Origin of the sequence: Neglectibacter sp. X4 (genome assembly GCF_009917365.1) — a bacterium.
Taxonomy (GTDB): domain Bacteria; phylum Bacillota; class Clostridia; order Oscillospirales; family Acutalibacteraceae; genus Acutalibacter.
This window is the reverse complement of sequence record NZ_QWLE01000017.1, coordinates 38,100-54,177: the sequence shown is the minus strand read 5'-3', so window position 1 is coordinate 54,177 and position 16,078 is coordinate 38,100. Positions and strand designations below refer to the sequence as shown.

Genomic DNA, 16,078 nt, shown 5'->3' with positions numbered 1-16,078 from the left:
CAGCGTTTGATGATAGCGAGAATCTTCCTGCTGAAGCCGAAGATTCTGATAGCGGACGAACCCACGTCCATGGTGGATGCCTGCTCCCGTGCGACGATTCTGGATATGCTGCTGAAGCTGCGTGATGAGATCAATATGACCATCATCTTCATCACCCACGACATCGGCCTGGCGTACTATGTATCCGACTCTGTGTACATTATGGAGCATGGCGCGTTTGTGGAGGCTGGCCCTGCGGAGGATGTAATTATCCACCCGAAGGCGGCTTATACCAAGCGGCTGATTTCCGACGTGCCCAAGATTTTCAGCGAATGGGATTTGAGCACGGTGGGGTAAAAATCAATAAAGCCTGAGAAAGCACAAAAGGGAAGCCCCGTCCAAATGGACGGGGCTTCCCTTTTGTGCTTAAGGCGATTTTACAGATTCAACTCCATGTCCCCATTCTTCACCCAGCCCAGCTTGCGCAGGCCAAAGTCAATGATAAGGGAGAGCAGGGCGGGTAGGATAAAACAAATCAGCGCAAGCCCCAGCCAGTCCATGGGAGTGATGGCTGCTTTTGTCCCGGCGGCAATGTCGCTGACCCAGCCGGAATAGACCCCAATCTGCCCTACCAAACCGCATGTGCCCATGCCGCTGGAAATAGGTGCGCCGTTCATCTGCAGGCCGAAAAGACAGGTAGCCAGCGGCCCGGTGACAGCGGAGGCCAGGGTGGGGGCAATCCAGATTCGGGGATTCTTAATAATGTTGGGCACCTGGAGCATAGACGTGCCCAGGCCTTGAGCCACCAGCCCTCCCCACTTGTTTTCCTGAAAGCTAATAACCGCAAAGCCTACCATTTGGGCGCAACACCCGGCTACTGCCGCGCCGCCTGCCAGCCCGGTAAGCCCCAGGGCAGCGCAGATAGCCGCGCTGCTGATAGGCAGGGTGAGGGCAATTCCCACCAGTACAGAGACAAAAATTCCCATGAAGAAGGGCTGCAAATCTGTGGCCCACATAATCAGGCTGCCCACGCTGGCGGCGGCTGTGCCGATAGCAGGAGCGCAGAGATAAGCCAGGGCCGCGCCGGAGAGGATGGTGACCGAGGGTGTAACCAGAATGTCCACAGGCGTTTTTTTGCTGACCAGCTTTCCCAGCTCGGCGGAAAGAATGGCAATCAGCAGCACTGCCAGGGGGCCTCCCTCGCCGCCCAGGGTGTTGGAGGCGCTGCCCACAGCAGTCAGCGAAAAGAGCACCAGAGGCGGAGCCTTTAAGGCATAGCCAATAGCCACCGCCATAGCAGGCCCGGCCATGGATTTCGCAAAGTTTCCAATGTCCTCCAGCACCGTTAGCCCGCACTGGGCGCCGATGGTGGAAATGATAGTACCGATAAGCAGGGACGCAAACAGGCCCTGGGCCATAGCGCTCATTGCGTCCACAAAATACAGGCGGCAGTAAGCCTTTACAGTCTGCCACGCCCCGGCCCTTTTGCCGGGGGCGGCTGTCTTTTGATTTTCCATACAGGATTTTCCCCTTTCCAAAAAGGGAACGGGGGAAACATGCAGAGGCGTTTCCACCGTTCCTTCAGGCGTTTAAGTGTGGATCCGCTTCCGTACAGGTTGCGTATATATATTGGCTATGTTGCCTGGGCAAGAAGTCTGTTTTTGGCAGGGGAATCGCCGCCGGAGGCTTTCCGGTTTGCCTGGTCGTTCCCTTTCCCTACTGGCAGTACGCCCCGCCCGGGCCGTCTTGGGTTCAATCTATTGTAACATAAAGGCGCACACCTGGCAACCAGAATTTAGAAGTCGTACCAATAGGGCATAGCACAAATCTTTCCGGCAAATTTTGCAGGCTTCTGTGTTGGAAATCCTCGAAAACCGACAGGTTTTCTTGTGGTTTCCGCCTTGAAGCCCACAAAATTTTCTCGAAAAACTTTGTACCACTCCAATCGGTACAACTTCTTACAAAAGGGAATGCCTGTTTCAGCACTCCCTTGTGAAAAAGCCGGACTTAGCCTTACCGCACACGCTTCAGCTTCCCGCCGCACAGGCAGCGGTACCGCCAGGGTGCTTTCACCACCTTGCACATGCGCAGCCTTTTTATTTCCCTGCCGCAAGACTGGCACCGCAGGACATACTTTACCTCCTCCTGCCGCAGGGGGGATAAGGCTTCCTCCACTTTCACCGTCCGCTGGATAGAGGTGCCCAAAGCCTGGTTCACAACTGCCGCATAGCTTTTCCATAAAGGCCCGTGGTTCCGGCACCCAGGGCAGGTGTGCAGCAGTTCATGGAGAAGCGTTTCCTTCAGTAGGTCTGGGGACTGCAAAATCCCGGCGGACACCTCAATGGTATACGTTCCTTCCCGGAACCGGCAGCAGCCCAGCCGCCGCTTGGCCCGGGTGTTCACTTGCACCTGCGGCAGGATTTTGGGGGAGACAGGCACCTGCAAGTCCTGCAACTGCACCAGCAGGGCTGCCATCAGTCTGTCCAGTTCCCCATCCTGTCCGCACATTTTTAATGCCTGCGGCCCTGTTTCCAAAACCAAACCTCTCCTTTACAGGTCTATCCAATACCGGCGGGTTAAACGGCCCTCTTCTTCCACCCTGTTTTCCAGTTCGCCGCCGCAGTCCTCTATGGTGCTGGCAGAGGCCTGGTTCTCATCATCACAGGTGACAAGCACCCGGGCAAGGCCCCGCTCTCGGGCCTTTTCCAGGCATAGGGCCAGCATGTAGGGCGCAAGGCCCTTGCCCCGGCAGCTAGGGCGGATGCCATAGCCGATGTGCCCGGCGTAGTGCAGGAGGTAATCATTAAGCTCGTGGCGGAAATCTATGGCCCCCAGCACGCGGCCTGCCCTATCTGCAAAGAAATAGGCGGTGGAGGGCACCAGGCCCTCCGGCGGGTTTGTGCGCATGGCAATAGTGTCCTTCAGCCACTGCTTATGGCTTCTGCCTTTCAGCTCCATAGCTGCCGGATTAAAGCCAGGCCCCTCGCCGCCCCATTCGCCATAATAAGCCATAAACGCCTCCTCGCTTACTTCCTCCGGCAAAACCAGGGCAAGCCCTGCTGCCTTGGCTCGAATCAGGCGGTATTCGGCAGCAGTCATCGAGTAAAAGCTGGCGTCCTTATACGTGCCGTCATAAATCTGCAGGGCGCGGCGCAGTGTTCCTTCATAGGTAAACCCGCATTTTTCTATCACCCGCCGGGAACCTTCGTTGCCTACATAATGATCAACTGTCAAAAGCTTTACACGCAGGCGCTGGAATGCGTAGTCTATAACCGCATGGGCGGCTTCCGTGGCAAAGCCCTTGCCCCAGTGCTCCTTGGCGGTGCAGTAACCCAACATGCGGCACTGGACGTTAGGGGCGCGGTGGGTATCCCTGTGCAGGCCGATGGAACCCACTACGGCACCCGTGCCCTTTTCCTCCATGGCAAATACGACGTCCGGATAATCTTCAGCCGTCCATTTTTCCAGGATTTCTTCGGCTTCCCCCAGGCTTTCACAGGGCTTCCATCCGGCGGAAGGCCCCACGTCCGGGCTGGACGCATATAGGTAAAAGGCTTCCACATCGTCCATGTTCCAGGGCCGCAGGAGCAGGCGGTCTGTAGTCAGCGTCCTCATAGGCTTTTTCCTCCTTTGCCATAAAAATCGCCATGCGATACAGGATTCGCACAAAGAGCCATGATAATACAGCCTTTTGTGCCCGGTATCGTTCCTTTCTGCATATTTTTCACAGTAACTTTGTGTTCACACTCAGGCGGTTAGTTGTCCTCTCCACGGGGATTCTTGGTTTTTGAGGGTTCTTAGGAAACTTGTCGAAAGCAATGTTTTGGACTTCTTTTCAAAAAGTCCCTTAAGTGCGGTCAATGGACAGCACACCCTTGATTTTTGACAGGCGGTCGATAATGTTCTGAAGCTGGGGCAGGCCGTTAATAGAAATGGTGGCGGAAATTACCGCGTTGATGCCGCCCTTTTCCTGGCGGGAATTTAACGAGTGGATAAAAATTTTCATATTGGAAAGCTGCATGGTCACGTCAGCCAAAAGGCCTGCCCGGTCTTCCGCCACAATGTGCAGGGTAGATTTGAAATCGTCTTTCACATCCCCCTCCCAATAGGCGTTCACCCATCGTTCCGGCTCGGGGCATTGGGTCAAATCCTGGGGGACGTTGGAGCAGCCCCGCTTGTGGATGGACACGCCAAAGCCCCGGGTGATAAAGCCCACAATGTCGTCTCCAGGCAGGGGGTTGCAGCACCGGGAAAGCTTTACAAGGCAGTTGTCCATCCCCTCCACCAGTACGCCGTTTGCCACCTTCTGTTTGCGGGGAACCGCAGGAGGGGGGAGATGGGACGGATCCTCCGGGGCAGAGGCCTTGTGCAGGCGCTGGTATTCCTCTTTAATACGGGGCAGCACCTTCCAAAGCTGTATGCCGCCATAGCCGATGGCAGCGTAAAAATCCTCTTCATTAGAGCAGTTGTGGCGCTTGCCCACGCTTTCCACCATGTAGGCCATCAGCTCCGGACTGAAAGCCATGCCGCTGCGCCGGAACTCCCGTTCCAGCTCGGCCTTGCCCTCTATAATGTTCTCTTCCCGCTTCTCCTTTTTAAACCAGGCCCTTATCTTGTTCCTGGCCTCGCTGGTGCGCACCAGGGTGAGCCAGTCCCGGTTTGGGCCCTTGCCCACCTCCTTGGTGGTAAGGATTTCAATAATCTCCCCGGTTTTCACCTTGTAATCCAAAGGCACAATGCGCTTATCCACCTTGGCCCCAATCATCCGGTTGCCCACAGCGCTGTGGATGGCATAGGCAAAGTCAATAACCGTCGAACCCATAGGCAGGTTGCGTACATCCCCCTTGGGGGTGAACACGAACACCTCTTCCGGCACAAGATCGCTTTTGATGGAGTGTACCAGGTCGGTGATATCCTCGCTTTCCGCCTGGTTTTCCAGCATCTGGCGTATCCAGGAGAGCCTGTCGTCCATAGAGCGGTTGTCGGAAGCCTTGGCAGACATGCCCAGCTTATACTTCCAGTGGGCCGCGATGCCGTATTCCGCCGTATAGTGCATCTCCCAGGTGCGGATCTGCACTTCAAAGGGCACGCCAGCCTTGTTTATCACAGTGGTGTGTAAAGACTGGTACATGTTTGGCTTTGGCAGCGAGATATAGTCCTTGAAACGGTTGGGCAGGGGCTGGAAGGTGTCGTGGACAATGCCCAGCACGTTGTAGCAATCCTCAATGGTGTCCACAATCACCCGCAAGGCAAAAACGTCGTAAATCTCCTCAAAGATTTTCCCCTGGATGAACATCTTGCGGTAAATGCTGTAAATGCTCTTGACCCGGCCTTCAATATACACATTGGGCACTGCCTGCCCGATGCGTTCCTTTATCTGCTTTTTCATGGAAGCAATGAATTCGTCCCGGCTTTTGCTGCGGGAAGAAAGGTTTTCCAGCACCTCGTGGTATGCGGAAGGATCCAGATATTTTAAGGAGATGTCCTCCATGCATTCCTTTACGGTGCGCATACCTAAGCGGTGGGCAATAGGGGCATAAACCTCCAGGCACTCCCGGGCTTTGTCCCGCTGCTTCTGGGGGGAAACGTATTCCAGGGTGGAAAGGTTGTGCATCCTGTCGGCAAATTTGATGATAATCACCCGGATGTCCTCTGCCATGGCCATCAGCATTTTTCTAAGGTTTTCCGCCTGCTGCTCCTCCCGGGAAGAATAGGGGATTTTGTCAAGCTTTGTCACGCCGTCAATAAGCAGGGCCACCTCATGTCCAAACTGGGCGGTGATGTCCTCAATGGTGCAGTCGGTATCCTCTACCACGTCGTGGAGAAGCCCCGCCATCACAGACTGGGAGTCCATGCCCAGCTCCACCAGAATGGCTGCCACAGACAGGGGGTGGATGATATACGGCTCTCCGGAGCTGCGCCGCTGATCCCGGTGTTTTTCCTCCGCCAGCCAGTAGGCCTCCCCAATGCGCTCCCTGTCATAGTCCTTGCCGCTTTCCCCTATGATTTTTTGCAGCTCTTCATAAGAACTTATCTGGATAATGTCCGCCATTTTTCATCCCTCCTCTTTATTTACAGTTCCGGGCCTGCCAGCCTTTGGTACAGGGGAGAGGCGAAGATATCCACCTTTTCCTTTGCAGGCGCCAGGGCTATATGCAGGGCCTCCCCCTTTTTCTGCCGGATGATAAGCCCCCGCTCCTCCAGCATGTCTAGAGACACCAAAAGCTTTCCCAGGCCGCTTTCCGGCTCTCCCAAGGCCCGCAACAGGGCAAGAGGGCCTGCGGGGCGGCCTTTTCTCCCTCCTAAATGCCTGTACAGCGCCGCAAGCTTTTTCCTGTCCGGGGCAAGGCTTGCTTTCTCCTCCTGTAATAAAGGCTCCCCGCAGCGCAGCCTTTCATACAGCCGCAGGCTTTTTATACAGTCCGCTGTTTCCAGCCCCGCAGGCTTCATGTCTTTTATCACAATGCTCAACTGTTCCTCTCCCCGGTATTCCCGGGCTTCCAAAGCTACAGCCAAATCCAGCAAGTCTCCCGGGGCATAGGGAAACTCTTCCGGCTTTACCCGGAAGCGCATGCACCGCACAGTCATCCCCTCCCGCGAAAAGAGCAGCCGCAGGTGCTCTCCTCCGCCCACTGGCAGAACTTCCCGCAGTTCCATCCCGTACAGGCCGAAAAGAGGCTGAGGGTTGCCGCTGCCAAAAGGCTCCAGAGGGGCAAGGGAGCGGGGGAGGGCAGGGGAAAGGATGCCGGGCCGCAGCTTGCAGTCCAACCGCAGGGTTTGGGCGGGCATAAAGGGACAGGCTTCTTTTGCGTATTCGTTTATTTTCTCCCGGAAAGCGTCCACATTTTCCGGCGCCATGCTGGCCCCCGCCGCCATGGGGTGCCCGCCAAAGCGGGTGAGCAGCTCCGCGCAGTGAGAGACAGCCTCAAAGAGGGAAAAGCCCTCCACGCTGCGCCCGCTGCCCCGGGCTTCCCCGCTGTCCACTGAAATGACAAAGCATGGCTTGCCATAGCGTTCTGTCACCCGGGCCGCCACAATGCCCACCACCCCGTGGTGCCAGCCCTTGCCGCTTACCACAATCACCCTGGCATACCGCAGCCGGGGATCAGCCTCCACTGCCGCCATCACTTCCCCGCTGATTGCCCGCTCAATCTGCCGCCTGCGCTGGTTGTCCTCCGCAATCTCCGCCGCCATGCTCTGGGCAGTGTCCTCCTCCTCACAGGTGAGCAGCCGCACTGCCCGTTCCGGCGCGCCCATGCGTCCGGTGGCATTGATACAGGGGATAACGGAAAAGGCCAGGGAGGTGGCTGTAAGCCCGGTTTGTTTCCCGCATTGGGCCAGAAGGGCATCCAGCCCCAGCCGGCCCCCTTTTTCCAGCAGCCTCAGGCCAGCCTGCACAATGGCCCTGTTTTCCCCCAGCACAGGCACCACATCGCCAATGGTTCCCAAAGCCGCCAAATCGCCATATTCGCTGACCACCTGCCCCGCATCCCCGTCCTCCAGGGCAATCAGGAGCTTTAATACCACCCCAGCCCCGGAAAGCTCCTGGAAAGGGCTTTCATCGTCAGCCCGGTGAGCGTCCACTACGGCAGCGGCCTGGGGCAGGCGCTGGTGGGGCCTGTGGTGGTCAGTCACCACCACGTCCATGCCCAGTTCCCCTGCAAGGGCCACCTCTTCTATGGAGGAGATGCCGTTATCCACTGTGACAATCAGGTTCACCCCCTGCTGGTGCAGGGCCTCCACAGCCCCCCGGTTCATACCATAGCCCTCTCCCTCCCGCTGGGGGATATAGTAGAGCACATCGGCCCCCATGGCCTGCAGATAGGAAAAGAGCATGGCAGTGGCGGTTACGCCGTCGGCGTCATAGTCTCCGTACACCGCGATTTTTTCAAAGTCCTCCACAGCCCGCCGGATACGGGCCACAGCCTTATCCATGTCCCGCATCTGGTAAGGATCCGCAAGCGCCTCCCCCTGGAAAAGCCCTTCGATGGCTTCCCGGGTGTGGAACCCCCGGATGTCCAGCAGGATGCCCAGGGAAGAGGGCAGGTCATATTCCTCCGAAAGCTTTGCCGCCCGCTCTTTATTGAGGGGCGCAACCTCCCATTTTCTGATATTCAACAAACCCCACCCCATCCGCCATGCGGCACAGAATTCGCACAACAAGCCATAAAAGAACAGCTTTTTGTGTTCAGCATCGTTTTTTGCTTTATATAGAGAATCTGTCCCTATTCTATCATTTTCCCCGGGGAAAATCAAGTAACAGGCCGATTACAAGGCTTCCACCGCCATTTCTTTGCCCCTTCCAAAAGCCCATGAAAAGAAAAGGCGGGGCAGCCGGAAATCCCGGCCATCCCCGCGTGTTTTCCAAGCATTACAGCCGCACCAGCCCGGCCTCCAGCATCTCCTGGGCCGCTAGCAGCATTCCCAACTGCCCGCTGTGATAGTTCAGCCCCCCCTGCATCCAGGCGGCGTAAGGCTCCCGCAGGGGCGCGTCGGCGGAAAGTTCGATGGAGGATCCAAGGGTGAAGGCCCCTGCCGCCATAATCACCTGGCTGTCATACCCAGGCATGTCGCTGGGCTCCGGCACCACAAAGGAATCTACAGGCGCGCCCTTCTGCACGCCCTGGCAGAAAGCGATAAGGTTTTCCGGGGTTTCCAGCCGCACCACCTGGATAATGTCCGCCCGCTTTTCCTCTGGCGCAGGGGTAACGCCAAAGCCCAAAAGGGAAAACAGGGCTGAGGCAAAAGCAGCCGTTTTCAGGGCTTCCCCCGTCACATGGGGGGCATGGAAAGCGCCCATGAAAAGCTCCCGGCTGTGGCCCAGGGTGCAGCCGATTTCCCGGCCTGTGCCCGGTGTGGTCAGGCGGTAAGCGCACAGCTCTATCAGGTCATGCCGGCCTGCGATATATCCCCCTGTAGGGGCCATGCCGCCGCCGGGATTTTTAATCAGGGAGCCTGCCATAATATCTGCGCCCACAGACACCGGCTCTGCCTTTTCCACAAATTCGCCGTAGCAGTTGTCTACCATCACAATGCAGTCGGGAGCCTTCCGCTTGGCAATCTCCGCTATGCGCCCAATTTCCGCAACAGAGAGGGAGGGCCGCAGGCTGTATCCCCGGGAGCGCTGGATGTACACCATCCTGTACGCCGGGGAAATCTGTTCCTCCATGGCGGCATAGTCCGGCCTGCCGTCTGGCAGCAGATCCAACTGCTCATAGCCAATGCCATATTCCGTCATGCAGCCAGGTTTTTCCCTGCCGGGCAGGCCGATAACCCCCTGGATGGTGTCATAAGGGGTGCCCGTCACGCACAGCATCTTGTCCCCGGGCCGCAAAAGCCCAAAAAGGGCCACAGTCAGGGTATGGGTGCCGCTGACGAAGTTCCACCGCACCAAGGCGTCCTCCGCCCCCAGGGCATAAGCATACACCTGGTCCAGCACGTCCCGGCCCGCGTCGTCATAGCCATAGCCTGTGCTGCCGAACAGGTGCCGCTCGCTGACCCTGGCCCGGTTGAAGGCCGCCAGCATTTTCTGCTGGTTATACCGCTGGTTTTCTTCAATCTTCCCAAAGGCGGGGCAGCACAGGGCCTCCGCCTTATCCGACAGCGCCAGCAGCCTTTCATCTATGTTAAAATATGGAAACATGCCTGTCCTCCTTCCAAGCCGTATATATCCAGTTGTCCTCATGGACATACTGGTGCTTCCGGTAAAAAGGCCCGTTTTTGTCCTGTTCCCGGAATATGTACAAGGTTTTTCCCGGCAGGCAGGCCTCTGCTTTTTCCAGAAGCCTGCTGCCAATACCCTGGCCCCGCAGGCTTTCTTCCACTGCCAAAGCCGAAAGCACCGCGCCCCTGCGGCTGATGGCGGACACTACCGCGCAGCCTGCCAAGGCCCTGTCCTGGTACTCTGTCAGTGCCAGGGCCGTACCCCGGCGCAGCTTCAGGGATAGATCCAGATAAAACGGCTCAAAGTCCCCGGCCATGCCGCAGGCTTCCAGAAGGCCGTATATGTCCCGGATAGGTGCTTCCCCTAAGGGAAGCGCTGGTTCGCTGCCGGAAGGCAGCACCTTTTTCAGCACCTCCCCCTGCAAAGCGTGGGAAAGCCCCAGGGCCTTGGCAGCGGCTTCCGGCGCGATAACAGCCTCCGAGCCGATTGCCTGTAAAAACTCCCTTGCCTCTGTCTTGTCTCCAATTTCCCCGCAGACAATCAGAAGGCCGTCCACCAGGCAGTAGGCACAGCCGTTTTTCTCCTCCAGCCAAAAGCAGGCAAAGCCTTTGTCAAAGCCATAAGACCGGATAAGCGCCGCCATTTTACAGCCGAAGGCTGTCTCTTCGCACAGCCGGGAAAGCCTGCGCTTGTCCTCCTCTTTTTCCACAAACCGGATCAACCTGCTCCCCCCTCACACAGAAAAAGCGCCCCGCAGGGCCGCGGGGCACCAAAATCTTCAAACTGCCGGGCCTGTACGCATCCAGGCTGTTACTTGGTGAAATACATCACCGCATTGACAATAATCACAAAGGCAAAGAAGCCCACAGCGATGAACTTCGTCCACCGCGCCAGGAAAGCGTCTACGCTCCGTGCCTTGTGCTTGGCTAAAAAGGTGTCGGCAGCGCCTGTAACCACGCCCACATTTTTCTGGTTGCCCTCCTGCAGCAAAACCACCAGGATAATGGCAATGGAAAAGAGCAGCAGCACAATACCGAAAATAATTTCCACAACGCTCATTTGGTTCTCCCCCTATAAAGGTATTTTTTGCAGCCCCGGCCCACAAGATGTGGGTGGTTTTTCCCGGAAGCCAAAACTCTGTCGCAAAATAGCATAAGATATCATACCACAGCCCGGCCTGATTTGCAAGGGAAAGGGGCGCTTTTTTAGAAATTTTTTCTTCCTGCATAATTTCTCCCCGCCTGGGCCACAATATGACCAAGCAGCCGGCAGCGTTTGCGTGCCGGCAAAGAAGCGGGTCGTCCAAAAGGACCGGAGCCTCTGGGGGCTTTCGAGGAATCCGCCCCTTTGCAGGCTCCGGCTGCTCGCCCTCTGGCTCCTCAGCGCCGGCAGCTTTGGAGACCAGGGGGCCGATTTTTTTTGCGGGCAAAATTTTTGCAGGTACATGTCGGCGTTTGAACCCGCGCCCAGCCCCTTACCCGTAGGACACCAGGGGGTTCATCTTGCCGTGGCTGCGCCCGTCCATCTTGTCAATGTATTTGATGGCCCGCCCTGCCCCCAGCACCACGCAGTTTTCCGGGTTGTCAAAGGTGACCACCGGGATTTTCGTCTTTTTGGAAAGCAGGGTGGAAAGGCCGTAGAGGTTAGCGGAACCTCCTGTAAGATAGATGCCGTCTGTAAAGATATCTGCCAGCAGCTCTGGCGGCGTTTCCTCCAAGGTAGCCTGCACTGTGCGGACAATGGAAATGGCAGGCTCTATAAGGGCTTCAATCATCTCGTCCGAGTTCATAATGGTGGTTTCCGGCAAGCCGTTCATGGCATTGCGGCCTTTGAGCACAAAGGTTTCCAGCCTTTTCCGGGGATAGGCGCAGCCAATAGCCCGTTTGGCCCCCTCTGCCATGCGATCCCCGATTACCAGATTGAACTTCCGGCGGACATATTTCACAATGGCGTCGTTGAAATCGTCTCCGGCAATGTGGGTGGAGTTTGCAATGGCGATGCCGTTTAAGGAGATAACCGCCATGTCTGTGGTGCCTTCCCCGATGTCCACGATCATGGTACCATGGGGGGCGGCAATGTCCACCCCCGCCCCGATAGCCGCCGCCACAGGCTCTTCGATCAGGCACACCTTGCGCACGCCGGCCGCGCCAATGGCGTCTACCACCGCCCGCTTTTCCACCTCGGTTACCCCGCAGGGGACGCTGACTACCACCCGGGGCATAAAGACCCGGCTGCTGCCCAGGCGCTTTAAATAATAGGTGATCAGGTGCTCTGCCAGGGAGAAATCGGAAATAACGCCGTTGCACAGGGGACGGGAGACAACAATGCGGTCTGAGGTGCGGCCCAGCATTTTATATGCCTCTGTGCCGATGGCAATGACTTCATCGGTGAGGGTATCCACGGCAATAATGGAAGGCTCGCTGAGCACAATGCCCTTGCCGTCTAAGTAAACCTTGAAATTAGAGGTGCCCAGATCGATGGCGATATCGGTTCCTATCATACTTCATTCTCATCCTTACTCTTCATTCGGGGGCGCCCCGCTGGAAAGCTTTATTATGTATTTCCCTGCCCCGCAGGCTGGAAAATGCATGGACAATTTTTCTCCGGTTCGGGGCGGCCCATTCCATTTGCACAATTTGCCTGTACTTATACAACATATAGTATACACCAAAGTTCCCGCTTTTTCAACAAGAATCTTTTGGCGGGATGTTCAGGGCCGGCTTTCCCGTTATTAAGCTTTTTCAGGGAAAGAGACGCGGCACTTTTTGAAGCTGCAGCGCTTGTTTTGGAGATGCCACTTGATATAAATAAAAACAACAAAAAATCTCTTGCCAAAAAGCGGAAAACCATGTAAAATGAGAACAAGCATCCAGATGCCATGTGCGGTGCCCGGATGTTGGGCAGTATACATAAATTAAAGGGAGGTTTTTCATATGATAGACGGGAAGGTTGCTGTAGCTGTTGTGGGCTGCGGCGGTATGGGCGGCGGCCATGCTGTGGCCATTTCCACTGGCAGCGGGCAGGCCCTTTGGATGACAGACGGCTCTAAAGGCCGGGAACTGGCCCCTGGCGATACAGATCTGAAAACCAAAATGGTGCTGGCAGGCACCTATGACGTAAAGGAAGAGCGCCAGGAGTGGGCCAGAAACCAGGGCTTCCATACGTATGACAGCTTCGAGCAGATTTTGGAGGATCCCCAGGTGGACGTGGTGCTGGTAGCCACACCGAATGACAGCCACAAGGATCTGTCCATCCGGGCTATGCAGGCAGGCAAAAACGTGCTGTGTGAAAAGCCCGTTATGATGAACAGCAAGGATCTGGAGGATGTGCTGGAGGTTGCCAAGGAGACTGGCAAGGTGTTTTATCCCCGGCAGAACCGCCGCTGGGACAAGGACTACCTGATTATGAAAAAGCTTTATGAGGAAAAGGCCTTGGGGGATATTTTCCACATCGAAAGCCGTTACCATGGCTCCCGGGGCATTCCCGGCGACTGGCGGGGCGTGAAGGCCCAGGGCGGCGGCATGATGTTTGACTGGGGCGTACACCTGCTGGATCGCCTAGTGATGATGATCCCGGAGAAAATCAAGACTGTATACGCCAAAATGACCCACGTCACCAATGACGAGGTAGACGATGGCTTCATCATGCAGATGACCTTTGAAAGCGGCTTGACTGCCACTGTGGAAGTGGGTACCTGCAACTTCATCACCCTGCCTCACTGGTATCTCTGCGGCACCAAGGGAACAGCGGAAATCAAGGATTTCCGGGATCCGGGCCACATGGTTATCCTGCGGAGCTGGGAGGACAAGGATGCCACGCCTATCCTCATGGGCGAGGGCCTTTCCAAAACCATGGCTCCCCGGAACGAGGACACCATGGACGATCTGCCCTTGCCAGACATCACCTATGATCGCAACCAGCTTTATTCCAATGTGTGCGACGTGGTGCAGGGCAAGGCCGAGCAGATTGTGAAAAACGAGGAAGCCCTCCGCATTCTGCGCCTGATGGAAGCGGCGCTGGAGTCTGACGCAAAGGGCGTTGCCGTACAGTTTGAATAAAATCTTTTGCTGCTCCAAAAGCCTCCGGGTTGTGACGAACCGGAGGCTTTTTTGCGCCTCTGCAGCTTGAGACAGGTAGACATAATTTTTGCGCATATTTCTCCATACTTCTTGACAGGCATATGAGAACCATGATACACTAAATTTACAACATAGTGGGCAATTATTTATACAATAATTCCTTAAACCGAATCAAACGACGCCTGTTAAAGGTGCCGGAAGCCGCCATTTTTTCTTTATGGAATCGTTTAACCCCACTGTACAAAATGTATGATGGAGACGGGATGATATGGAAGGAGGATTTATCTGTGAAAAAAGTATGTATGGCCTTGCTGGTAAGTGTATTCGCCGTTGTTTTTGCAGCAACAGCCTATGCTGCTGATACGCAGAAAGAGCAGGCATATGAGGCGGAAAGCGATAAGATTTATCAAGCCACTTCTCAACGCGTCCGTGCCTATCTGGCAGAGGAGGCAGGTGTTTCTAAAGAGCGGGCTGGCGCGGTGAAACTCAGAGGGGCACAGTGTCAGGAAATCGGCCGCGCCATTGACCAGATTATGCGGGAAGAGTATGAAAAGGCGGGCTGGACAGAGGTTATATCTGGCGCCAGAACTGCCCAGGAGGTATATGAAATTGTATCTCAGGATGTAGACGAGAGAGCGGTTAAACTGGCCTATATGGATTTAGATAATACGCCGGCTGAGCTGCACGACTATATCCTTTCTGCCCGCCGGGAAATTATCTACCGGTTTTCCTGGTCTGCCGACTACGTTGCAGGAGAGCTTGGCTATGGAAGCGCGGAAAATCCGGATGACCGCACCTTTGAGATTTCTCCCAGGTTCAGCGATCTGTTCCCCGGCTGGTATGAGCCAGAGCTGGAATTGGAACTGCCGGACTGGAAGGATGCGCCGAACCCTAGTGTGGATACTGCGGGAAAAGGGCCTCTGGCTGCTGCACTGGTTTCTTCGCTGTCTGAGTCAGCCAGGCTTCATCAGTGTTTGTATAGAGGGTAAACTGCAATATGTATTTATAGGAAGCTGGCGGCTTCCAGAAATCTAACCTGTGCATTTCTGTACAGAAGGCCCTTGCTGCGGCAGCCCTTAAACGGGCGCTGCAGCAAGGGCTTTTTTATAATACAGATTCTTTTTCTCCTACAGGCGATGCCGCTTAAAGCGACAGCCATGAATTGTGCGGTATTGCCTGTAGACAGCCCTCCTAAAACATGGTAGAATAAGGCTGAAAAGACCATGGTCCGGCGGTTCTGAAAAGCGGAAAAAGTCTGCGGCGTGCCTGGGCCGGGGGAGAGAGGGACTACAATAATACGAAAGAAAAGAGGGAGACGCTATGAAGCTGGAAGACAGAGTCCTGCTGCCGGAGGAGGGTTTTTACAAAGCGAACCTCCATTGCCACACCACTATTTCCGATGGAGAACTGACGCCTGAGGAGATTAAGGCGGCCTATAAGGGCCAGGGGTATTCCATTGTGGCCTTCACAGACCACGAGCAGTATCGCTGGCACAAGGAGCTGGACGATGAAAACTTTCTGGCTCTGGCAGCTTATGAGACAGAGATGTGCGGCTTTGAAACCGGCCCTGGCTGCTGGCCGGATTTGAAAACCTATCACTTGAACCTGTTCGACACAGATCCCACGGAAAAGCAGGAGATAAAGGCCCAAAGCCTGCGCCCGCCCCGGCGGTATGGGGATATGGCTTCCCTGAATGAGTACGTCGCCGCCATGAACGAGCTGGGGTTTTTAGTCTGCTATAACCATCCTTACTGGTCGCTGCAAACCTACGAGGACTATAAGGATCTCCGGGGCCTATTTGCCATGGAGATTTATAATTACGGCTGCGAGCATGACGGGCTGTACGGATTCCATCCCCAGTCTTATGACGAGATGCTCCGCTCCGGGCAGAAGCTTTTTGCCCTGGCTACAGACGATAATCATGACCGCGTGCCCTTTACAAATCCGCTTAACGATTCCTTTGGGGGCTTTGTGATGATAGCCGCTGAAAAGCTTACCTATAAAAGCGTAATCCGGGCGCTGCGGGCAGGACGGTTCTACTGGTCTATGGGGCCAGAGCTGAAAGGGGTTTCCATTCAGGACGGCGTGCTGCGGGTGAAAACCTCCCCTGTAGAAAAAATATTCGCCATCCAGAAGGGCCGGGACTGCTACAAGCAGTTAGCCCCCCGGGGTGAAACCATTACAGACGCGGAGTTCCCCCTCACAGGCAAGGAAGGCTGGCTGCGTATAGAGGTGCGTGACGGAAAAGGCCTGTATGCAGGGACAAACGCCTATTTTGTAGAAGATCTGTAAAGGCCTGCCCAGCGCCTTAGAAAGTCTGTAAAACGGAAAGGAACAGCGGCGTGCTGTAAAGCAG

At 55.8% G+C, this 16,078-nt stretch carries 13 protein-coding genes and 1 pseudogene; 5 read left to right on the top strand and 9 right to left on the bottom strand.

Annotated features, from left to right (window positions below):
• Positions 1 to 336 (top strand): annotated as a pseudogene (locus D1841_RS08450) (ABC transporter ATP-binding protein); the annotation flags it as partial.
• A gap of 80 nt (positions 337 to 416) precedes the next feature.
• Here the strand turns inward: D1841_RS08450 and D1841_RS08445 are convergent.
• The 9 genes from D1841_RS08445 to D1841_RS08405 form a co-directional block, all read right to left on the bottom strand.
• Positions 417 to 1,496, bottom strand: a complete 1,080-nt coding sequence (locus D1841_RS08445) for a PTS transporter subunit IIC (RefSeq protein ID WP_160642719.1) — start codon at positions 1,494 to 1,496, stop codon at positions 417 to 419.
• A 496-nt stretch (positions 1,497 to 1,992) separates the two neighbouring features.
• Entirely contained in the window at positions 1,993 to 2,487 is a 495-nt protein-coding gene (locus D1841_RS08440; protein ID WP_166554246.1) for a SprT-like domain-containing protein, read from the bottom strand.
• Between the two features lie 42 nt (positions 2,488 to 2,529).
• Positions 2,530 to 3,594: a GNAT family N-acetyltransferase gene (locus D1841_RS08435; RefSeq protein WP_160642721.1), complete on the bottom strand. Its 1,065-nt coding sequence runs from the start codon at positions 3,592 to 3,594 to the stop codon at positions 2,530 to 2,532.
• Positions 3,595 to 3,826: 232 nt separating this feature from the next.
• On the bottom strand, positions 3,827 to 6,031 hold the full coding sequence (locus D1841_RS08430; protein ID WP_160642722.1) for a bifunctional (p)ppGpp synthetase/guanosine-3',5'-bis(diphosphate) 3'-pyrophosphohydrolase: 2,205 nt from the start codon (positions 6,029 to 6,031) through the stop codon (positions 3,827 to 3,829).
• Between the two features lie 20 nt (positions 6,032 to 6,051).
• On the bottom strand, positions 6,052 to 8,097 hold the full coding sequence (recJ, locus tag D1841_RS08425; protein ID WP_160642744.1) for a single-stranded-DNA-specific exonuclease RecJ: 2,046 nt from the start codon (positions 8,095 to 8,097) through the stop codon (positions 6,052 to 6,054).
• Between the two features lie 253 nt (positions 8,098 to 8,350).
• A complete protein-coding gene (locus D1841_RS08420) occupies positions 8,351 to 9,622 on the bottom strand; it encodes a methionine gamma-lyase family protein (protein WP_160642723.1) in 1,272 nt (423 codons plus the stop codon).
• Positions 9,606 to 10,364: a GNAT family N-acetyltransferase gene (locus D1841_RS08415; protein WP_160642724.1), complete on the bottom strand. Its 759-nt coding sequence runs from the start codon at positions 10,362 to 10,364 to the stop codon at positions 9,606 to 9,608. Before D1841_RS08415 ends, D1841_RS08420 begins: the two co-directional genes overlap by 17 nt.
• 89 nt (positions 10,365 to 10,453) lie before the next feature.
• Positions 10,454 to 10,702 carry a preprotein translocase subunit SecG gene (secG, locus tag D1841_RS08410; protein ID WP_160642725.1) on the bottom strand — a complete coding sequence of 83 codons (249 nt, stop codon included), beginning with the start codon at positions 10,700 to 10,702 and terminating at the stop codon, positions 10,454 to 10,456.
• Between the two features lie 415 nt (positions 10,703 to 11,117).
• The gene (locus tag D1841_RS08405; protein ID WP_160642726.1) at positions 11,118 to 12,143 is read right to left on the bottom strand and encodes a rod shape-determining protein; all 1,026 of its coding nucleotides are present in this window, start codon (positions 12,141 to 12,143) and stop codon (positions 11,118 to 11,120) included.
• A gap of 84 nt (positions 12,144 to 12,227) precedes the next feature.
• Between D1841_RS08405 and D1841_RS08400 the strand changes: the two genes are divergently transcribed.
• The 4 genes from D1841_RS08400 (at position 12,228) to D1841_RS08385 (ending at position 16,014) form a co-directional block, all read left to right on the top strand.
• Entirely contained in the window at positions 12,228 to 12,497 is a 270-nt protein-coding gene (locus tag D1841_RS08400) for a hypothetical protein (RefSeq protein ID WP_160642727.1), read from the top strand.
• Between the two features lie 79 nt (positions 12,498 to 12,576).
• Entirely contained in the window at positions 12,577 to 13,701 is a 1,125-nt protein-coding gene (locus tag D1841_RS08395) for a Gfo/Idh/MocA family protein (RefSeq protein ID WP_160642728.1), read from the top strand.
• Between the two features lie 308 nt (positions 13,702 to 14,009).
• The gene (locus D1841_RS08390) at positions 14,010 to 14,711 is read left to right on the top strand and encodes a hypothetical protein (protein WP_160642729.1); all 702 of its coding nucleotides are present in this window, start codon (positions 14,010 to 14,012) and stop codon (positions 14,709 to 14,711) included.
• Between the two features lie 331 nt (positions 14,712 to 15,042).
• The gene (locus D1841_RS08385) at positions 15,043 to 16,014 is read left to right on the top strand and encodes a CehA/McbA family metallohydrolase (protein ID WP_347563967.1); all 972 of its coding nucleotides are present in this window, start codon (positions 15,043 to 15,045) and stop codon (positions 16,012 to 16,014) included.
• Positions 16,015 to 16,078: the final 64 nt, after the last annotated feature.